Annotated in this window: 15 protein-coding genes; 6 read left to right on the top strand and 9 right to left on the bottom strand. The window is 71.5% G+C overall.

What is annotated here, in order from left to right:
- Positions 1-73: 73 nt before the first annotated feature.
- Positions 74-832, bottom strand: a complete 759-nt coding sequence (locus NLX86_RS22730) for a hypothetical protein (protein WP_254373600.1) — start codon at positions 830-832, stop codon at positions 74-76.
- A gap of 189 nt (positions 833-1,021) precedes the next feature.
- Between NLX86_RS22730 and NLX86_RS22725 the strand changes: the two genes are divergently transcribed.
- The 3 genes from NLX86_RS22725 (at position 1,022) to NLX86_RS22715 (ending at position 4,088) form a co-directional block, all read left to right on the top strand.
- Positions 1,022-2,293 carry a magnesium transporter MgtE N-terminal domain-containing protein gene (locus NLX86_RS22725; RefSeq protein ID WP_254373599.1) on the top strand — a complete coding sequence of 424 codons (1,272 nt, stop codon included), beginning with the start codon at positions 1,022-1,024 and terminating at the stop codon, positions 2,291-2,293.
- An 88-nt stretch (positions 2,294-2,381) separates the two neighbouring features.
- Positions 2,382-2,888: a DUF1003 domain-containing protein gene (locus NLX86_RS22720; protein WP_254373612.1), complete on the top strand. Its 507-nt coding sequence runs from the start codon at positions 2,382-2,384 to the stop codon at positions 2,886-2,888.
- A gap of 42 nt (positions 2,889-2,930) precedes the next feature.
- Positions 2,931-4,088, top strand: a complete 1,158-nt coding sequence (locus tag NLX86_RS22715; RefSeq protein WP_254373598.1) for an Mrp/NBP35 family ATP-binding protein — start codon at positions 2,931-2,933, stop codon at positions 4,086-4,088.
- 67 nt (positions 4,089-4,155) lie between these two features.
- Here the strand turns inward: NLX86_RS22715 and NLX86_RS22710 are convergent, their stop codons facing one another.
- The 5 genes from NLX86_RS22710 to sigE form a co-directional block, all read right to left on the bottom strand.
- Positions 4,156-4,812 carry a hypothetical protein gene (locus NLX86_RS22710; RefSeq protein ID WP_254373597.1) on the bottom strand — a complete coding sequence of 219 codons (657 nt, stop codon included), beginning with the start codon at positions 4,810-4,812 and terminating at the stop codon, positions 4,156-4,158.
- 117 nt (positions 4,813-4,929) lie between these two features.
- Complete coding sequence (locus NLX86_RS22705; RefSeq protein WP_254373596.1) at positions 4,930-5,409, bottom strand: sec-independent translocase; 480 nt, start codon at positions 5,407-5,409, stop codon at positions 4,930-4,932.
- A gap of 128 nt (positions 5,410-5,537) precedes the next feature.
- Positions 5,538-7,085, bottom strand: a complete 1,548-nt coding sequence (locus NLX86_RS22700) for a S1C family serine protease (RefSeq protein WP_254373595.1) — start codon at positions 7,083-7,085, stop codon at positions 5,538-5,540.
- Positions 7,086-7,191: 106 nt separating this feature from the next.
- The gene (locus NLX86_RS22695) at positions 7,192-8,124 is read right to left on the bottom strand and encodes a zf-HC2 domain-containing protein (RefSeq protein ID WP_254373594.1); all 933 of its coding nucleotides are present in this window, start codon (positions 8,122-8,124) and stop codon (positions 7,192-7,194) included.
- A complete protein-coding gene (sigE, locus tag NLX86_RS22690; RefSeq protein ID WP_254373611.1) occupies positions 8,121-8,900 on the bottom strand; it encodes an RNA polymerase sigma factor SigE in 780 nt (259 codons plus the stop codon). Before sigE ends, NLX86_RS22695 begins: the two co-directional genes overlap by 4 nt.
- Before the next feature lie 139 nt (positions 8,901-9,039).
- Between sigE and NLX86_RS22685 the strand changes: the two genes are divergently transcribed.
- On the top strand, positions 9,040-9,726 hold the full coding sequence (locus NLX86_RS22685; RefSeq protein ID WP_308409628.1) for an O-methyltransferase: 687 nt from the start codon (positions 9,040-9,042) through the stop codon (positions 9,724-9,726).
- 89 nt (positions 9,727-9,815) lie between these two features.
- Here the strand turns inward: NLX86_RS22685 and NLX86_RS22680 are convergent, their stop codons facing one another.
- The gene (locus NLX86_RS22680) at positions 9,816-9,983 is read right to left on the bottom strand and encodes a DUF3117 domain-containing protein (RefSeq protein WP_003966491.1); all 168 of its coding nucleotides are present in this window, start codon (positions 9,981-9,983) and stop codon (positions 9,816-9,818) included.
- A 317-nt stretch (positions 9,984-10,300) separates the two neighbouring features.
- Here NLX86_RS22680 and NLX86_RS22675 point away from each other — a divergent pair, with 317 nt between their 5' ends.
- On the top strand, positions 10,301-11,101 hold the full coding sequence (locus NLX86_RS22675; protein WP_254373593.1) for an enoyl-CoA hydratase/isomerase family protein: 801 nt from the start codon (positions 10,301-10,303) through the stop codon (positions 11,099-11,101).
- A gap of 145 nt (positions 11,102-11,246) precedes the next feature.
- On the opposite strand, the gene NLX86_RS22670 is transcribed toward NLX86_RS22675, so the two are convergent.
- Positions 11,247-11,831, bottom strand: a complete 585-nt coding sequence (locus NLX86_RS22670) for a DNA-3-methyladenine glycosylase I (protein ID WP_254373592.1) — start codon at positions 11,829-11,831, stop codon at positions 11,247-11,249.
- Entirely contained in the window at positions 11,828-12,187 is a 360-nt protein-coding gene (locus NLX86_RS22665; RefSeq protein WP_254373591.1) for a hypothetical protein, read from the bottom strand. Before NLX86_RS22665 ends, NLX86_RS22670 begins: the two co-directional genes overlap by 4 nt.
- A 107-nt stretch (positions 12,188-12,294) precedes the next feature.
- Between NLX86_RS22665 and folP the strand changes: the two genes are divergently transcribed.
- Positions 12,295-13,155 carry a dihydropteroate synthase gene (gene folP / locus NLX86_RS22660; RefSeq protein WP_254373590.1) on the top strand — a complete coding sequence of 287 codons (861 nt, stop codon included), beginning with the start codon at positions 12,295-12,297 and terminating at the stop codon, positions 13,153-13,155.
- Positions 13,156-13,168 lie beyond the last annotated feature (13 nt).

The following is a 13,168-nucleotide window of genomic DNA, read 5'->3' as shown; positions in this document are numbered from 1 at the left end:
ACCCCGACGAGGAATAGACGCACCAGCAGCAGAAGTCACACAACAACTAACGATCAACTACTGGCGCAGGACACTAGTCGCCCGTCGGGAGCTGGCGGCCGTAGTCCACCGTTTCGTCCTTGCCTGGTGCGCTGAGGGCGAACTCCTCGTTCCAGTCCGCGAGTTCCACGACACCTGCGCCGCCCGCGCGCTCCATCCGCAGCGGGAACGGCGCGCCCTGGAGCGAGACCTCGAGCTTGCCGCCCGCGCCCTTGTCCGCCGTGACCTGGATCGTGCGGGTGCCGCCGACCTTGGACCGGTCGCCCTTCTCGAGCTTGCCGTGCAGCCCGAGGAGCCCGTCCAGCAGGATGTTCATCTCGGTGAAGCCGCGCAGCTGCTTGTACGCGGGGTCGCCCTCCGGCACCTTCACGTACTTGTCGTCGAGCTTGTCGGCGGCCGTCGAGTCGGACGGACTGGGCTTCGCCTCGTCGTCCGAGTCGTGCGACCAGAACGCCGCGTCCGCCTTCAGAAAGAGCTGCTCGCCCACCCGCAGCAGCTGGAAGGTCACATCCTTTGACGTGACCACACCGGTTCCGCCGTCGCCCTTGAGCCGCATGTCCAGCTTGTATGTGCGGCCCTTGCTGATCACCGTGCCGGACAGCCGTACCGCGTCGGCCCCGTCGACGGCCTGCTGCGCCCGGTTCTCGATCTTCTCGGCGGAGAGCTTGCCCACCCCGTTGGTCCCCGCGTCCGGATCCTCTCCGCACCCCGAACTCGCCGCGGCCAACCCCGCGCACACCGCGCCGACGAGTGCGGCCCGGCGGATCCGGGCGGCCGGGGGGAATGCGGTCACAAGCGCACTGCCTCTCATGCGGGTGTCCTGTACAGCAGACGGCAGCGTACCTGTGCCGTCCGCGCCGACGAGCAGGGAGCCGTCCGGGGGCCGAACGGGCGCGGCCCGGACCGGCACGGGCTAGCCTGAACCCCGTATCAGGTGGCAAATGAGGCAAGTGCGGTAAACCGGGACAAGGAGGCGCTCGGCATGGCGGCAGGCGCCCCGCGGATCTTCGTCTCCCACCTCGCCGGCGTGGCGGTCTTCGACCCCAACGGCGACCAGGTCGGCCGCGTCCGCGACCTGGTCGCGATGCTTCGGGTGGGCGGACGCCCGCCGCGGCTGCTGGGCCTGGTCGTCGAGGTGGTGAGCCGCCGCCGGAACTTCCTGCCCATGACGCGGGTGACGGGCGTGGAGTCGGGCCAGGTCATCACCACCGGCGTGGTGAACATGCGGCGCTTCGAGCAGCGCCCGACCGAACGGCTGATCCTCGGCGAGCTCCTCGACCGCCGGGTGCGCCTCGTCGCCTCCGGCGAGGAGGTCACCGTCATCGATGTGGCGATCCAGCAGCTGCCGGCCCGCCGCGACTGGGAGATCGACAAGATCTTCGTACGCAAGGGGAAGGGCGGGGCCCTGCGCCGCAAGGGTGAGGCGCTGACCGTCGAGTGGTCGGCGGTCACCGGGTTCTCGCTGGAGGAGCACGGGCAGGGCGCGGAGAGCCTGCTGGCCACCTTCGAGCGGCTGCGCCCCGCCGACCTGGCGAACGTACTGCACCACCTCTCGCCCAAACGCCGCGCCGAGGTCGCCGCCGCGCTCGACGACGACCGGCTCGCGGACGTCCTTGAAGAGCTGCCGGACGACGACCAGATCGAGATCCTCGGCAAGCTGAAGGAGGAGCGCGCGGCCGACGTGCTGGAGGCGATGGACCCGGACGACGCGGCCGACCTGCTGTCCGAGCTGCCCGAGGAGGAGAAGGAGCGGCTGCTGATGCTGATGCAGCCGGACGACGCGGCGGACGTGCGCCGGCTGCTGTCGTACGAGGAGCGGACGGCCGGCGGCCTCATGACGACCGAGCCGATCGTGCTCCGGCCGGACGCGACGGTCGCCGACGCGCTCGCCCGGGTGCGGCAGCGGGACCTCTCGCCGGCGCTGGCCGCCCAGGTGTACGTGTGCCGGCCGCCGGACGAGACGCCGACCGGCAAGTACCTGGGCACGGTGCACTTCCAACGGCTGCTGCGCGACCCGCCGTTCACCCTGGTCAGCTCGATCGTCGACACCGATCTGCCGCCGCTGTCGCCGAACACCCCGCTGCCGATCGTGACCAGCTATCTCGCCGCCTACAACATGGTCGCGGCCCCGGTCGTGGACGAGAGCGGGGCGCTGCTCGGTGCGGTGACCGTCGACGACGTACTCGACCACCTGCTGCCCGACGACTGGCGCGAGACGGAGTTCCACTCGGAGGAGGCCGTCCGTGGGCAATGACCGCAGCCGCGAGTACGGGCTCGTCGAGCGCGGGGAGAAGGGCGACGCGAAGGACCGCGCGAAGGCGGCGACCGGCGCGAGCGCACTGATGCGCGGCCCCCGTGCACGGCTCGACCAGCCGCGCGCGCCGCGCCGCAGCCTGTGGCCCGAGTACGATCCCGAGTCCTTCGGCCGCTTCTCGGAGAAGATCGCCCGGCTCCTGGGCACCGGGCGCTTCATCGTCTGGATGACGATGGTCATCATCGCGTGGGTGATCTGGAACGTCTCGGCGCCCGGCCATCTGCGGTTCGACGAGTTCCCCTTCATCTTCCTGACCCTGGCGCTGTCCCTGCAGGCCTCGTACGCCGCCCCGCTCATCCTGCTCGCGCAGAACCGCCAGGCCGACCGGGACCGCGTCAACCTCGAACAGGACCGCAAGCAGAACGAGCGCAGCATCGCCGACACGGAGTACCTGACCCGCGAGATCGCGGCGCTGCGGATGGGTCTGGGCGAGGTCGCGACCCGTGACTGGATCCGCTCCGAGTTCCAGGACGTGATCAAGGAAATGGACGACCGGCGGCTATTCCCGCACGAGAGTGACGAAGGCGACCGCTGACAGGCTTTCCGGCGGTGGGACCGGGCGCCGTACCATCGGGGCATGGCTACCGACACTCCCACAACCGTCCCCGCGGAAGACGCGGTGCGCGACGCCCTGGCGACGGTGAACGACCCCGAGATCCACAAGCCGATCACCGACCTCGGCATGGTCAAGTCGGTGGAGATCGGGACGGACGGGTCGGTTGCCGTCACGGTCTACCTCACTGTCTCCGGCTGCCCGATGCGCGAGACCATCACCAAGAACGTCACCGACGCGGTCGCGAGGGTGCCGGGCGTGACACGCGTCGCCGTCGACCTCGACGTGATGAGCGACGAGCAGCGCAAGGAGCTCACCTCCTCGCTGCGCGGCGGCACCGCCGAGCGCGAGGTCCCCTTCGCCAAGCCCGGTTCGCTGACCCGGGTGTACGCGGTGGCCTCCGGCAAGGGCGGCGTCGGCAAGTCCTCGGTGACGGTCAACCTGGCCGCGGCGATGGCGGCGGACGGGCTGAAGGTCGGCGTCGTGGACGCGGACATCTACGGCCACAGCGTGCCGCGCATGCTGGGCGTCGACGGCCGTCCCACCCAGGTCGAGAACATGATCATGCCGCCGTCCGCGCACGGCGTGAGCGTGATCTCCATCGGCATGTTCACCCCGGGCAACGTCCCGGTGGTGTGGCGCGGGCCGATGCTGCACCGCGCCCTCCAGCAGTTCCTCGCGGACGTGTACTGGGGCGACCTGGACGTCCTGCTGCTCGACCTGCCGCCGGGCACGGGTGACATCGCGATCTCGGTGGCGCAGCTCGTGCCGAACGCCGAGATCCTGGTCGTCACCACCCCGCAGCAGGCCGCGGCCGAGGTCGCGGAGCGGGCCGGCTCCATCGCCGTACAGACCCACCAGAAGATCGTCGGCGTCGTCGAGAACATGTCCGGGCTGCCCTGCCCGCACTGCGACGAGATGGTCGACGTCTTCGGCACGGGCGGCGGCCAGTCGGTCGCCGAGGGCCTGACGCGGACGACCGGCGCGACGGTGCCGGTGCTCGGGTCCATCCCCATCGACGTACGGCTGCGGGAGGGCGGCGACGAGGGCAAGCCCGTCGTGCTGTCCGACCCGGACTCCCCGGCGGGCAGCGCGCTGCGCGCCATCGCGGGCAAGCTGGGCGGCCGGCAGCGCGGCCTGTCGGGCATGTCGCTGGGGATCACCCCGCGCAACAAGTTCTGACGTACTCGAGTTCTGACGTACTGAGGGCGGCACCCGGTGTGGGTGCCGCCCCTCAGTCGTAGCGCGGTTATTCGTACGCGGTGATGTCCTTGACCACCGAGAAGCCCAGACCGTACGCGCTCATCCCGCGCCCGTACGCTCCGATGTGCACCCCGCCGTCCGCCGAGCCCGCCAGCACCCAGCCGAACTCGGACTCGCGGTAGTGGAAGGGCGTGGGCACGCCGTCCACCGGCAGCGACAGCATCGACCAGTCCGGTCCGCCGAGGTCGTCCGCCAGCGCCCAGGCCGTCTCGGTCTGCTGGTCCAGCCAGTCGTCGCGCAGCGAGTGGTCCATCTGCCCCGGCCAGGTGAAGGCCAGCAGACCGGAGCCCGCCAGCCAGGCCGCCGAGGAGACCGAGGTGGCCTCGAGTACCCCTGTGCCGTCGGCGCTGCGCCGCAGGGGGCTGCTCGCGACGGTCACGACGACCGCGAAGCGGTCCTTGTCCTGGCTCGCGTCACCGCGTACCAACGGCTCGTCGCCGTGGCCCGTGGAACCGTGCTCGACCGTGCCGTCGGCGGCCGTGCCGACCTGCATCAGCCAGCGCGGGCCGGTGAACGCCTCGTCCAGCCCGTACCAGGGGAAGTCCGCCGCCAGATAGCCGCCGACCGTACGCCGGGCCGCCGGCACCCCTCCCGCACCGGGCGTTCCCTGCGCTTGTGTCCCTACCCGACTCGTCGTCTCCATCTGTTCCGGCCGCCTCCTCGCTCACTGGGGTCCGGAGCGGCCCGCCCCCCTCGGGCGTCCTCGTTCCGGACCTATGGAGGATAGCCACCTCACTCCGGCACGACGGGAAGCTGTGACTCAGGTGGCGTCTGCGTCGAAGGGCGGACGGTCGGCCGGAGCGGGCTGCGCGGGCTGGGCGGGCTGGGCGGGCTTCTTCAGCAGGTCGGGGCCGCCGCCCGCCAGGGGCGCGGGTGCCGACCCGTTGGACGCAGCGCCGACGGCCGCTGCGGAGTCCTTGCCCTGGACGGCGTCCGAGACCTCGGCCATTTCCTTGCGGAGGTCGAAGCCGTTACGGATCTCCTTCAGGCCCAGATCGTCGTTGTCCATCAGCTGCTTACGGACGAACGTCTTGGGGTTGAGGTCCTCGAATTCGAAATCCTTGAATTCCGGGCCGAGTTCGGACCGGATGTCGTGCTTCGCACTCTCCGAGAACTCGCGGATCTTGCGGATGAAGCGCGAGGCGTCCTGGATGACCTTGGGCAGCTTGTCGGGGCCGAAGACGAGCACGGCAAGGACCACGAGCGTCACCAGCTCGAGTGCGCCTATGTCATTGAACACCTAGCTGCTCCTTGGATTTCCGCGTCCCGCAGGTCGGTCCCGGTCGCCGCGCCGGAGGGCGGGAGACAGGTCCGGGCCCGGTCCACGGTACCCGCCGCACCTGTCCGGGCGGTACCTTCACGTGACCGTCACGTGCCGTCCGCGGAACCGAGGACGACCCCGAGGGTCCGCTCCCGGCCGTCCCTGACCACGGTCAGCTCCAGCCGATCGCCCGGTCGGTGGGCGCGGATCTTGACGATGAGCTCCTCACCGCTGTGCACCCGCCGGCCGTCGACCTTGGTGATGATGTCGCGCGGCTCGATACCGGCCTTGTCGCCGGGGCCGCCCACGGTGACGGGCGGCTTGCCGTCGTTGTTCTTCGCACCGACGCGGGCTCCGTCACCCGTGTACTGCATGTCGAGCGTGACGCCGATGACCGGGTGGGTGGCCTTGCCGGTGCTGATCAGCTCCTCGGCCACCCGCTTGCCCTGGTTGATGGGGATGGCGAAGCCGAGGCCGATACTGCCGGCCTGTCCGTCGGCCAGGTCGGATCCGTTGTCGGCGGCCCGGATCGCGCTGTTGATGCCGATCACACGGGCCTTCGAGTCGACCAGCGGGCCGCCCGAATTGCCGGGGTTGATGGGGGCGTCGGTCTGCAGGGCGTCGACATAGCTGATGTCGCTGCCGTCGCCCTTCTCGCCGCCCGCGGTGATGGGCCGCTCCTTGGCGCTGATGATGCCGGAGGTGACGGTGTTCGAGAGGTCGAAGGGGGCGCCGATGGCCACGACCGGGTCGCCGACCCGCACGTTGTCGGAGTTGCCCAGCGGCAGCGGCTTGAGGCCGGAGACGCCCTTGACCTTGACCACTGCCAGGTCGTACCCGCTGTCCCGGCCGACGATCTCGGCCTCGGCGGTCTCGCCTCCGCTGAAGGTCACCGTTATCCCGCCGGAGGAGGACGCGGCCTCCACCACATGGTTGTTGGTGAGGATGTGGCCCCGGCCGTCCAGGACGAAGCCGGTGCCGGTGCCCTGCGAACCGCCGCCCTGGACGTGCAGGGTGACCACGCTCGGCAGGGCGCTCGCGGCGATACCGGCAACGCTGTCGGGCGCGCGGTCCCCGCTCTCCGGGCCCGCCTGCGGCAGTTCGACGGTGGTGACGCCGCCGTTGCGCTCGACGTACGCGCCGATGCCGCCGCCGATCCCGCCGGCGACGAGCGCCAGCAGCAGCGCGCCGGCGAGCAGGCCGCCGCGCCGGGCCTTCTTCGGCCGGGCGGACTCGCCGCCGTCGGACAGCTGGAGGGGCGCGCCCCAGGGGTCGTACTGGCCCCACTGCGCCCGCGGCTGAGGGAGCGGCAGCGGCTGGGCCGGATGCTGGGCGGCAAGGTGCTGTGCGGCCGGGTGCTGCGGGACCGGGTTCCCCGTGAAGGCCGACGGCGGTAGGGGCGTGCCCTGCGCGGGCGTCGGTACCGGGCGCTGTACGGGAGGGGCGGGCGCCCAGGGCCCCGGGCCTCCGTACGGCGGGGTGCCGTACGGGTCGGGTGCGTGCAGGGGCTGCGGACGGGGAGCGGTCTGTGCCGGTACGGAGTCATCGACCGGCGGCAGCTCCTCGGTGACCGGATCTGGCTCGCCCGGGTTCCCGCCCGTCCGGGGCCGGCTCCACCACTTCGCCTTGGGCCCGGTGGGCTTGCCCTCGTCCATGCTCTCCCCGCAACGTCCTGATGTCCGCGTCCCCCCGGTCCCAGAAGGCCGGGGAACACTCCTCCCCGGATTCAACCAGGTTTGGCAAGCGCCGCGCAGGGGCCGGTCAGCGTCCGTTGAACGCCTGACGACCGGGGTGCGCGGCGAGGCGAGAGGGCGCGGGGGGCAGCGTCGGGGCCTGGGCCTTCGACGTCGCCTTCGGTGTCGCCTTTGCCGTACCGGTCTGGCCGGCCGGACGTATCAGCGGGGCTCCCGTCGAGCCGGTCACGGCAGCCGCGAACGGCGGCGCCAGTGGCGCGAGGGGGGCGGCGGACGTGGGAAACGCGACCGGTACCATGAGCGCCGGCGGGACCGAGGAGCCGAGTGGCCCGGCCTCCACCGTCTCCGAGACGTCCTGGATTCCGGCCGCCCCGCCGTGGCGGCGGGCCGCCGGGCCGGTGACTCCGCGGGTCGCGGACGGCGTCGCCGTCGCTCGCAGCGGGGTGACGTGGGCGCCGCCCTCGCCGCGGGCGCGGGGCTCGACCGCCGTGTCCAGTGGCAGGGCGCCACCGAGGGCGATCGCGGCGAGCGAGACCGCACCCGCCGCGGCGAACGCGAATCTGCGCCCGCGCCACGCCTGCCGGTCCGCCTCGCGGCCGCCGACGTCATGGATGCGGAAGCCGCGCTCGGGCAGCACCATGGCGTGGCTGCCGCCCGGCACATAGCCGAGAGGGCCGAGAGACCCCGGCGCCTCGGAGCCCACGCCGAAGACTCCGTTACCGAAGGCTCCGCTTCCGAACGGTGTGCCGCGGCCGTCGTCGCCTCCCCCGGGCAGCCCCTGAAGGCGCGCGAGAAGCCCCTCGGAGGGTGGTGGGGGTGCGGTTTCCACGAACAGGCTCTTCAGCCGGCGCTGCGCGTCGGCCTCGGCCTTGCACTTCGTACACGTCGCCAGATGTGCCAGGACCCGCTCGCGCGCGTCATGGCCCAGCTCACCGTCCACCAGGGCGGCGAGCCGGTCTCCCAGATGCTGTTCGGCGGGTGTCGGACTGGATCCACTCACGCGGCTCCGCCCTCTCCCAGCGGCACAGGGCTGCCCAGGGCCACACCCGCCAGGGCGCGCTGCTCGGCGCGGGCCTCGGGCGACCGGTGCTGCAGGGCCTTGCGCAGGTGCGAGCGGCCACGGTGGATCCGGCTGCGCACGGTGCCGAGCTTGACGCCCAGAGTGGCGGCGATCTCCTCGTACGAAAGTCCTTCGATGTCGCAGAGCACCACGGCGGCACGGAACTCGGGCGCGAGGGTGTCCAGCGCCTGCTGCACATCCGCGTCGAAGTGGGTGTCGTGCAGGACCTGCTGCGGGTTCGGCTCGCGGCTCGGCAGCCGCTCCGCCGCGTCGTCGCCGAGCGCGTCGAAGCGGATGCGCTGCTTGCGGCGCACCATGTCCAGGAAGAGGTTGGTGGTGATGCGGTGCAGCCAGCCCTCGAAGGTGCCCGGCGTATACGTCGACAGGGACCGGAACACCCGGACGAAGACCTCCTGCGTGAGGTCTTCGGCGTCGTGCTGGTTGCCGGTCAGGCGATAGGCGAGGCGGTAGACCCGCGCACTGTGCGTGCTGACGATGTCCTCCCACGAGGGAGGCGTCCACGCCTGCGATTCCGCATCTGCGGCGAAGGTCGCGGTGGGTGCGGAGTCTGCAATTCGAGAACGGTCAGCAATGTCGGTCACGGATTTCGGCTCACCCGACGACCAGAGAAAGCGCTTCAGCACTCCTCCCCGATCCACAGGCGCAGCCGCACCTCCCCTATCGGCTCTGGTGGTGTCCAGTGGAGCCCCTACCATAGCCACCTGCCCCGTTAGCTCCGGATAAGCTTGTTTGCGCGAATTTTGACCGCGCACCTGTTCCTGAACATCTCGATCGGCTCGACCCATCGGATCCCCCTCGCCCCTTCATAACGCCTGGTCCCATCCGCGGGTTCCCGTGGGCAGCGGATACAGTCACCGTTGCGCCAACTACGGGGGACAGGAGACGGTCATTACCGGCAACCGGCAGACGAGCTGGGCGTTCGCCGACGCTTTTGTCGCCGAGGACGCCGCGCTGCGCTGGGCCCGTGACCGGGCCCGGGAAGCAGGCCTGCGTTCGGTGTCCCCCGGCACCGGCGCCGCGCTGGCCTTGCTCGCCGCCACCACGGACGCCAAGGCGGTGGCCGAAATCGGTACCGGCGCCGGCGTCTCCGGTATCCACCTGCTGCACGGCATGCGCCCGGACGGCGTGCTGACCACGGTCGACCTCGAACCCGAGCGCCAGCAGTTCGCCCGGGAGGCCTTCCGCGCGGCCGGTTTCGCCGGGAACCGGGCACGCTTCATCCCGGGGCGCGCCCTCGACGTACTCCCCCGCCTGGCCGACGGCGGCTACGACCTGGTCTTCTGCGACGGCGACAGGCTGGAGTGCCTGGACTATCTCGCTGAATCGTTGCGCCTGCTCCGACCTGGGGGTCTGGTCTGCTTCGAAGGCGTCTTCGCGGAGGGGCGTACGGTCGATTCCGCGGCCCAGCCGGCCGAGGTGGTACGGCTGCGCGAGCTGCTGCGGGCGGTACGCGAAAGCCAGGAGCTGATGCCCGCGCTTCTGCCGGTGGGCGACGGCCTGCTCTGCGCCGTCCGACGCTGACCCCCGGACACACCGCTGCCCCCGGACACACCACTGCCCCGGCAGCGTGAGCCGCCGGGGCAGTGAAGAACCGTGTTGGTGCCTGCGCGTCAGCCGACGACCTTCTTCAGCGCGTCGCCGAGTGCGTCGGCCTCGTCCGGAGTCAGCTCGACGACAAGCCGACCGCCGCCTTCGAGCGGAACGCGCATGACGATGCCCCGCCCCTCCTTGGTCACCTCGAGCGGGCCGTCGCCCGTCCGCGGCTTCATGGCCGCCATGCTCGTTCCCCTTCCTGAAACCAGCTCATCGGCCGACAACCCAGGTGTCACCGGCATCGAACACATTGCTTCCAGGTCATTATCCCGCATCGCAGGACCCGATGACCAACATCGGTCTGCATCGCTTGCGCAACGCGCTTCCGCAAAACCACTCATTTCGGCGTTCCGCCTGCGATACTTCGCCGCCACTCCCGGCGCGGTGGTGCTTCGTTCTTTGACGCAGGTCACATGTCCGGCGTCCGCGATCTCCGCCATGCTGGCCCTGTACTGGTCAGTACCTGATTGCTGGCCGAGCCGCGACGGAGGGGACCCCTGCCATGGCCGACACCGTGCTCTACGAAGTGACCGACGGCGTTGCGACGATCACGATCAATCGTCCCGAGGCCATGAACGCGATGAACACCGAGGCGAAGGTCGCCCTGCGGGACTCGGTTCGGGCGGCCGCGGCCGATCCGGCCGTACGGGCCGTCCTGCTGACCGCCATTGGTCGCGCGTTCTGTGTCGGCCAGGACCTCAAGGAGCACATCGGCTCGCTCGCCGCGGACCGCGAGTCGGGCAGCGGCAGCACGATGAGCACCGTGCGCGAGCACTACAACCCCGTCGTTCGCGCGCTCACCCAGATGCCCAAGCCCGTGGTTGCCGGTGTCAACGGCGTCGCCGCCGGTGCGGGCTTCGGTTTCGCGCTGGCCGCCGACTATCGGGTCGTGGCCGACACCGCCGGCTTCAACACCTCCTTCGCCGGGGTCGCCCTCACCGCGGACTCGGGCGTGTCCTGGACCCTTCCCCGGCTGATCGGCCAGAGCCGGGCCGCGGACCTGCTCCTGTTCCCGCGCTCGATCTCCGCCCAGCAGGCGTACGAGCTGGGCATCGCCAACAAGCTCGTCCCGGAAGCGGATCTGGCCGCGGAGGCGGCGGCGGTGGCCCGCACTCTGGCCGAGGGCCCGACCGCCGCCTACGCGGCGATCAAGGAGTCGCTCGCGTACGGGGCGGGGCACTCGCTCAGCGACACCCTGGACAAGGAGGACGAACTCCAGACGCGGGCGGGCGCGTCGGCGGACCACGCGATCGCGGTCCAGGCATTCCTGGACAAGGCCAAGCCCAAGTACCTGGGCCGCTAGGGGGTGTCCGGCCGATCATGCCGGGCTCGGAAAGGCTCTCCCTCACCGTCGGCCTGCGGCGCCGGGAGGGCCCGCCCGAGGGGCCCCCGCCCCGTCCGGACCGGGCCGCCCCCCTGGACCGGGCCGCCCCCCTGGACGGGGCCGCTCAGGCGCCGCCGCGGGCCACGCAGTCCGCCAGATGGTCGTCGACCAGGCCGCACGCCTGCATCAGGGCGTACGCCGTCGTCGGGCCGACGAACCGGACGCCGCGCTTCTTCAGCTCCTTGGCCAGCGCGGTCGACTCCGCCGTGACCGCCGGGACGTCCGCGATCCTGCGCGGGGCCGGGCGGGCGGCGTGGTCCGGGGCGTACGACCAGATCAGCGTGTCCAGCTCGCCCGGCTGCCACTGCGCGAGAACCTTGGCGTTGGCGAGCGTGGCAGCGATCTTGGCGCGGTTGCGGATGATGCCCGGGTCGGCCAGCAGCCGTGAGGCGTCCTCCTCGGTGAACGCCGCGACCGCGGCGATCTTGAAGTCGGCGAAGGCGGCGCGGAAGCCGTCCCGCCGCCGCAGGATCGTCAGCCAGGACAGGCCGGACTGGAACGCCTCCAGGCAGAGCCGCTCGTACAGGGCGTCGTCCCCGTGCACGGGGCGTCCCCACTCAGCGTCGTGGTACGCGACGTAGTCCTCGGTGGACAGCGCCCAGGGGCAGCGCAGGCCGCCGTCCGGGCCGGCCACGGCGGTGCCCGTCATGACTGCGGCTCGTCGCCCTTGAAGTCGCCCTTGAAGAGGTCGGGCCGGCCGGCCGCCGCGGCCCGGGCGCCGGCCAGTGCCACTTCGAGCTCCGCGATACGGGCGTCCCGCTCGGCCAGTTCCGCGCCGAGGCGGCCGAGCACGTCGTCGACGTCGGCCATCCGGTAGCCGCGGGCGGTCACCGCCAGGCGCAGTGCCTCGATGTCCGCGCGGGCCACCGGGCGGGCCGCCGGCAGGGGGTCCGTGATCTGCTCGGGCGGGGCCTCGGGCAGCACGGCCTCCTCACCGCCGCCCACGACGGCGAGCGTGACCGCGGCGACGACCACGACCAGCGCGATCAGCAAGAACCAGAACACGATCATCTCCCCAGCGCGCGCAAAGACTGTCCGGTCACGATCGTGCCATGCGCCTACGACAGTCCGACAGCTAAGGTCGCACCGACCGATACGAGGAGGAACTGCGGATGCTTCGCCTGGGCACGCGCGAGTTCGACGCGCACGAGCCGGTGATCATGGCGATCGTGAACCGGACCCCGGACTCCTTCTACGACCAGGGCGCGACCTTCCGCGACGAGCCCGCCCTCGACCGCGTCGAGCAGGCGATCTCCGAGGGCGCCGCCGTGATCGACATCGGCGGGGTGAAGGCCGGCCCCGGCGAAGAGGTGAGCGCCGAGGAGGAGGCGCGCCGCACGGTCGGCTTCGTGGCCGAGGTGCGCAAGCGATATCCGGATGTGGTGATCAGCGTCGACACCTGGCGCCACGACGTGGCCGCGGCGGTCTGCGAGGCCGGCGCGGATCTGCTCAACGACGCGTGGGGCGGTGCCGACCCGAAACTGGCCGAAGTGGCGGCCCGGTACGGAGTGGGCCTGGTCTGTACGCACGCGGGCGGCGCGGAGCCGCGGACCCGGCCGCACCGGGTCGCGTACGAGGACGTGATGGCCGACATCCTGCGGGTCACCGTCGGGCTGGCCGAGCGGGCCGTCGAGCTGGGTGTCAGGCGCGACGCGATCATGATCGACCCGGGGCACGACTTCGGGAAGAACACGCGGCACTCGCTGGAGGCGACCCGGCGGCTGGGGGAGATGACGGCGACGGGCTGGCCGGTGCTGGTGTCGCTGTCCAACAAGGACTTCGTGGGCGAGACGCTGGACAAGCCGGTCAAGGAGCGGGTGATCGGCACGCTGGCGACCACGGCGGTGTCGGCCTGGCTCGGTGCGCAGGTCTACCGCGTGCACGAGGTCGCGGAAACCCGGCAGGTACTGGAGATGGTGGCGTCCATCGCGGGCCACCGGCCCCCGGCGACGGCCCGCCGGGGACTGGCGTAAAACGCCACCGCGC

The sequence above is a fragment of the Streptomyces sp. A3M-1-3 genome (assembly GCF_024213665.1).
Classification (GTDB): Bacteria; Actinomycetota; Actinomycetes; order Streptomycetales; family Streptomycetaceae; genus Streptomyces.
The sequence above is the reverse complement of the archived record's forward strand: the minus strand, read 5'-3'. Positions and strand labels throughout refer to the sequence as shown.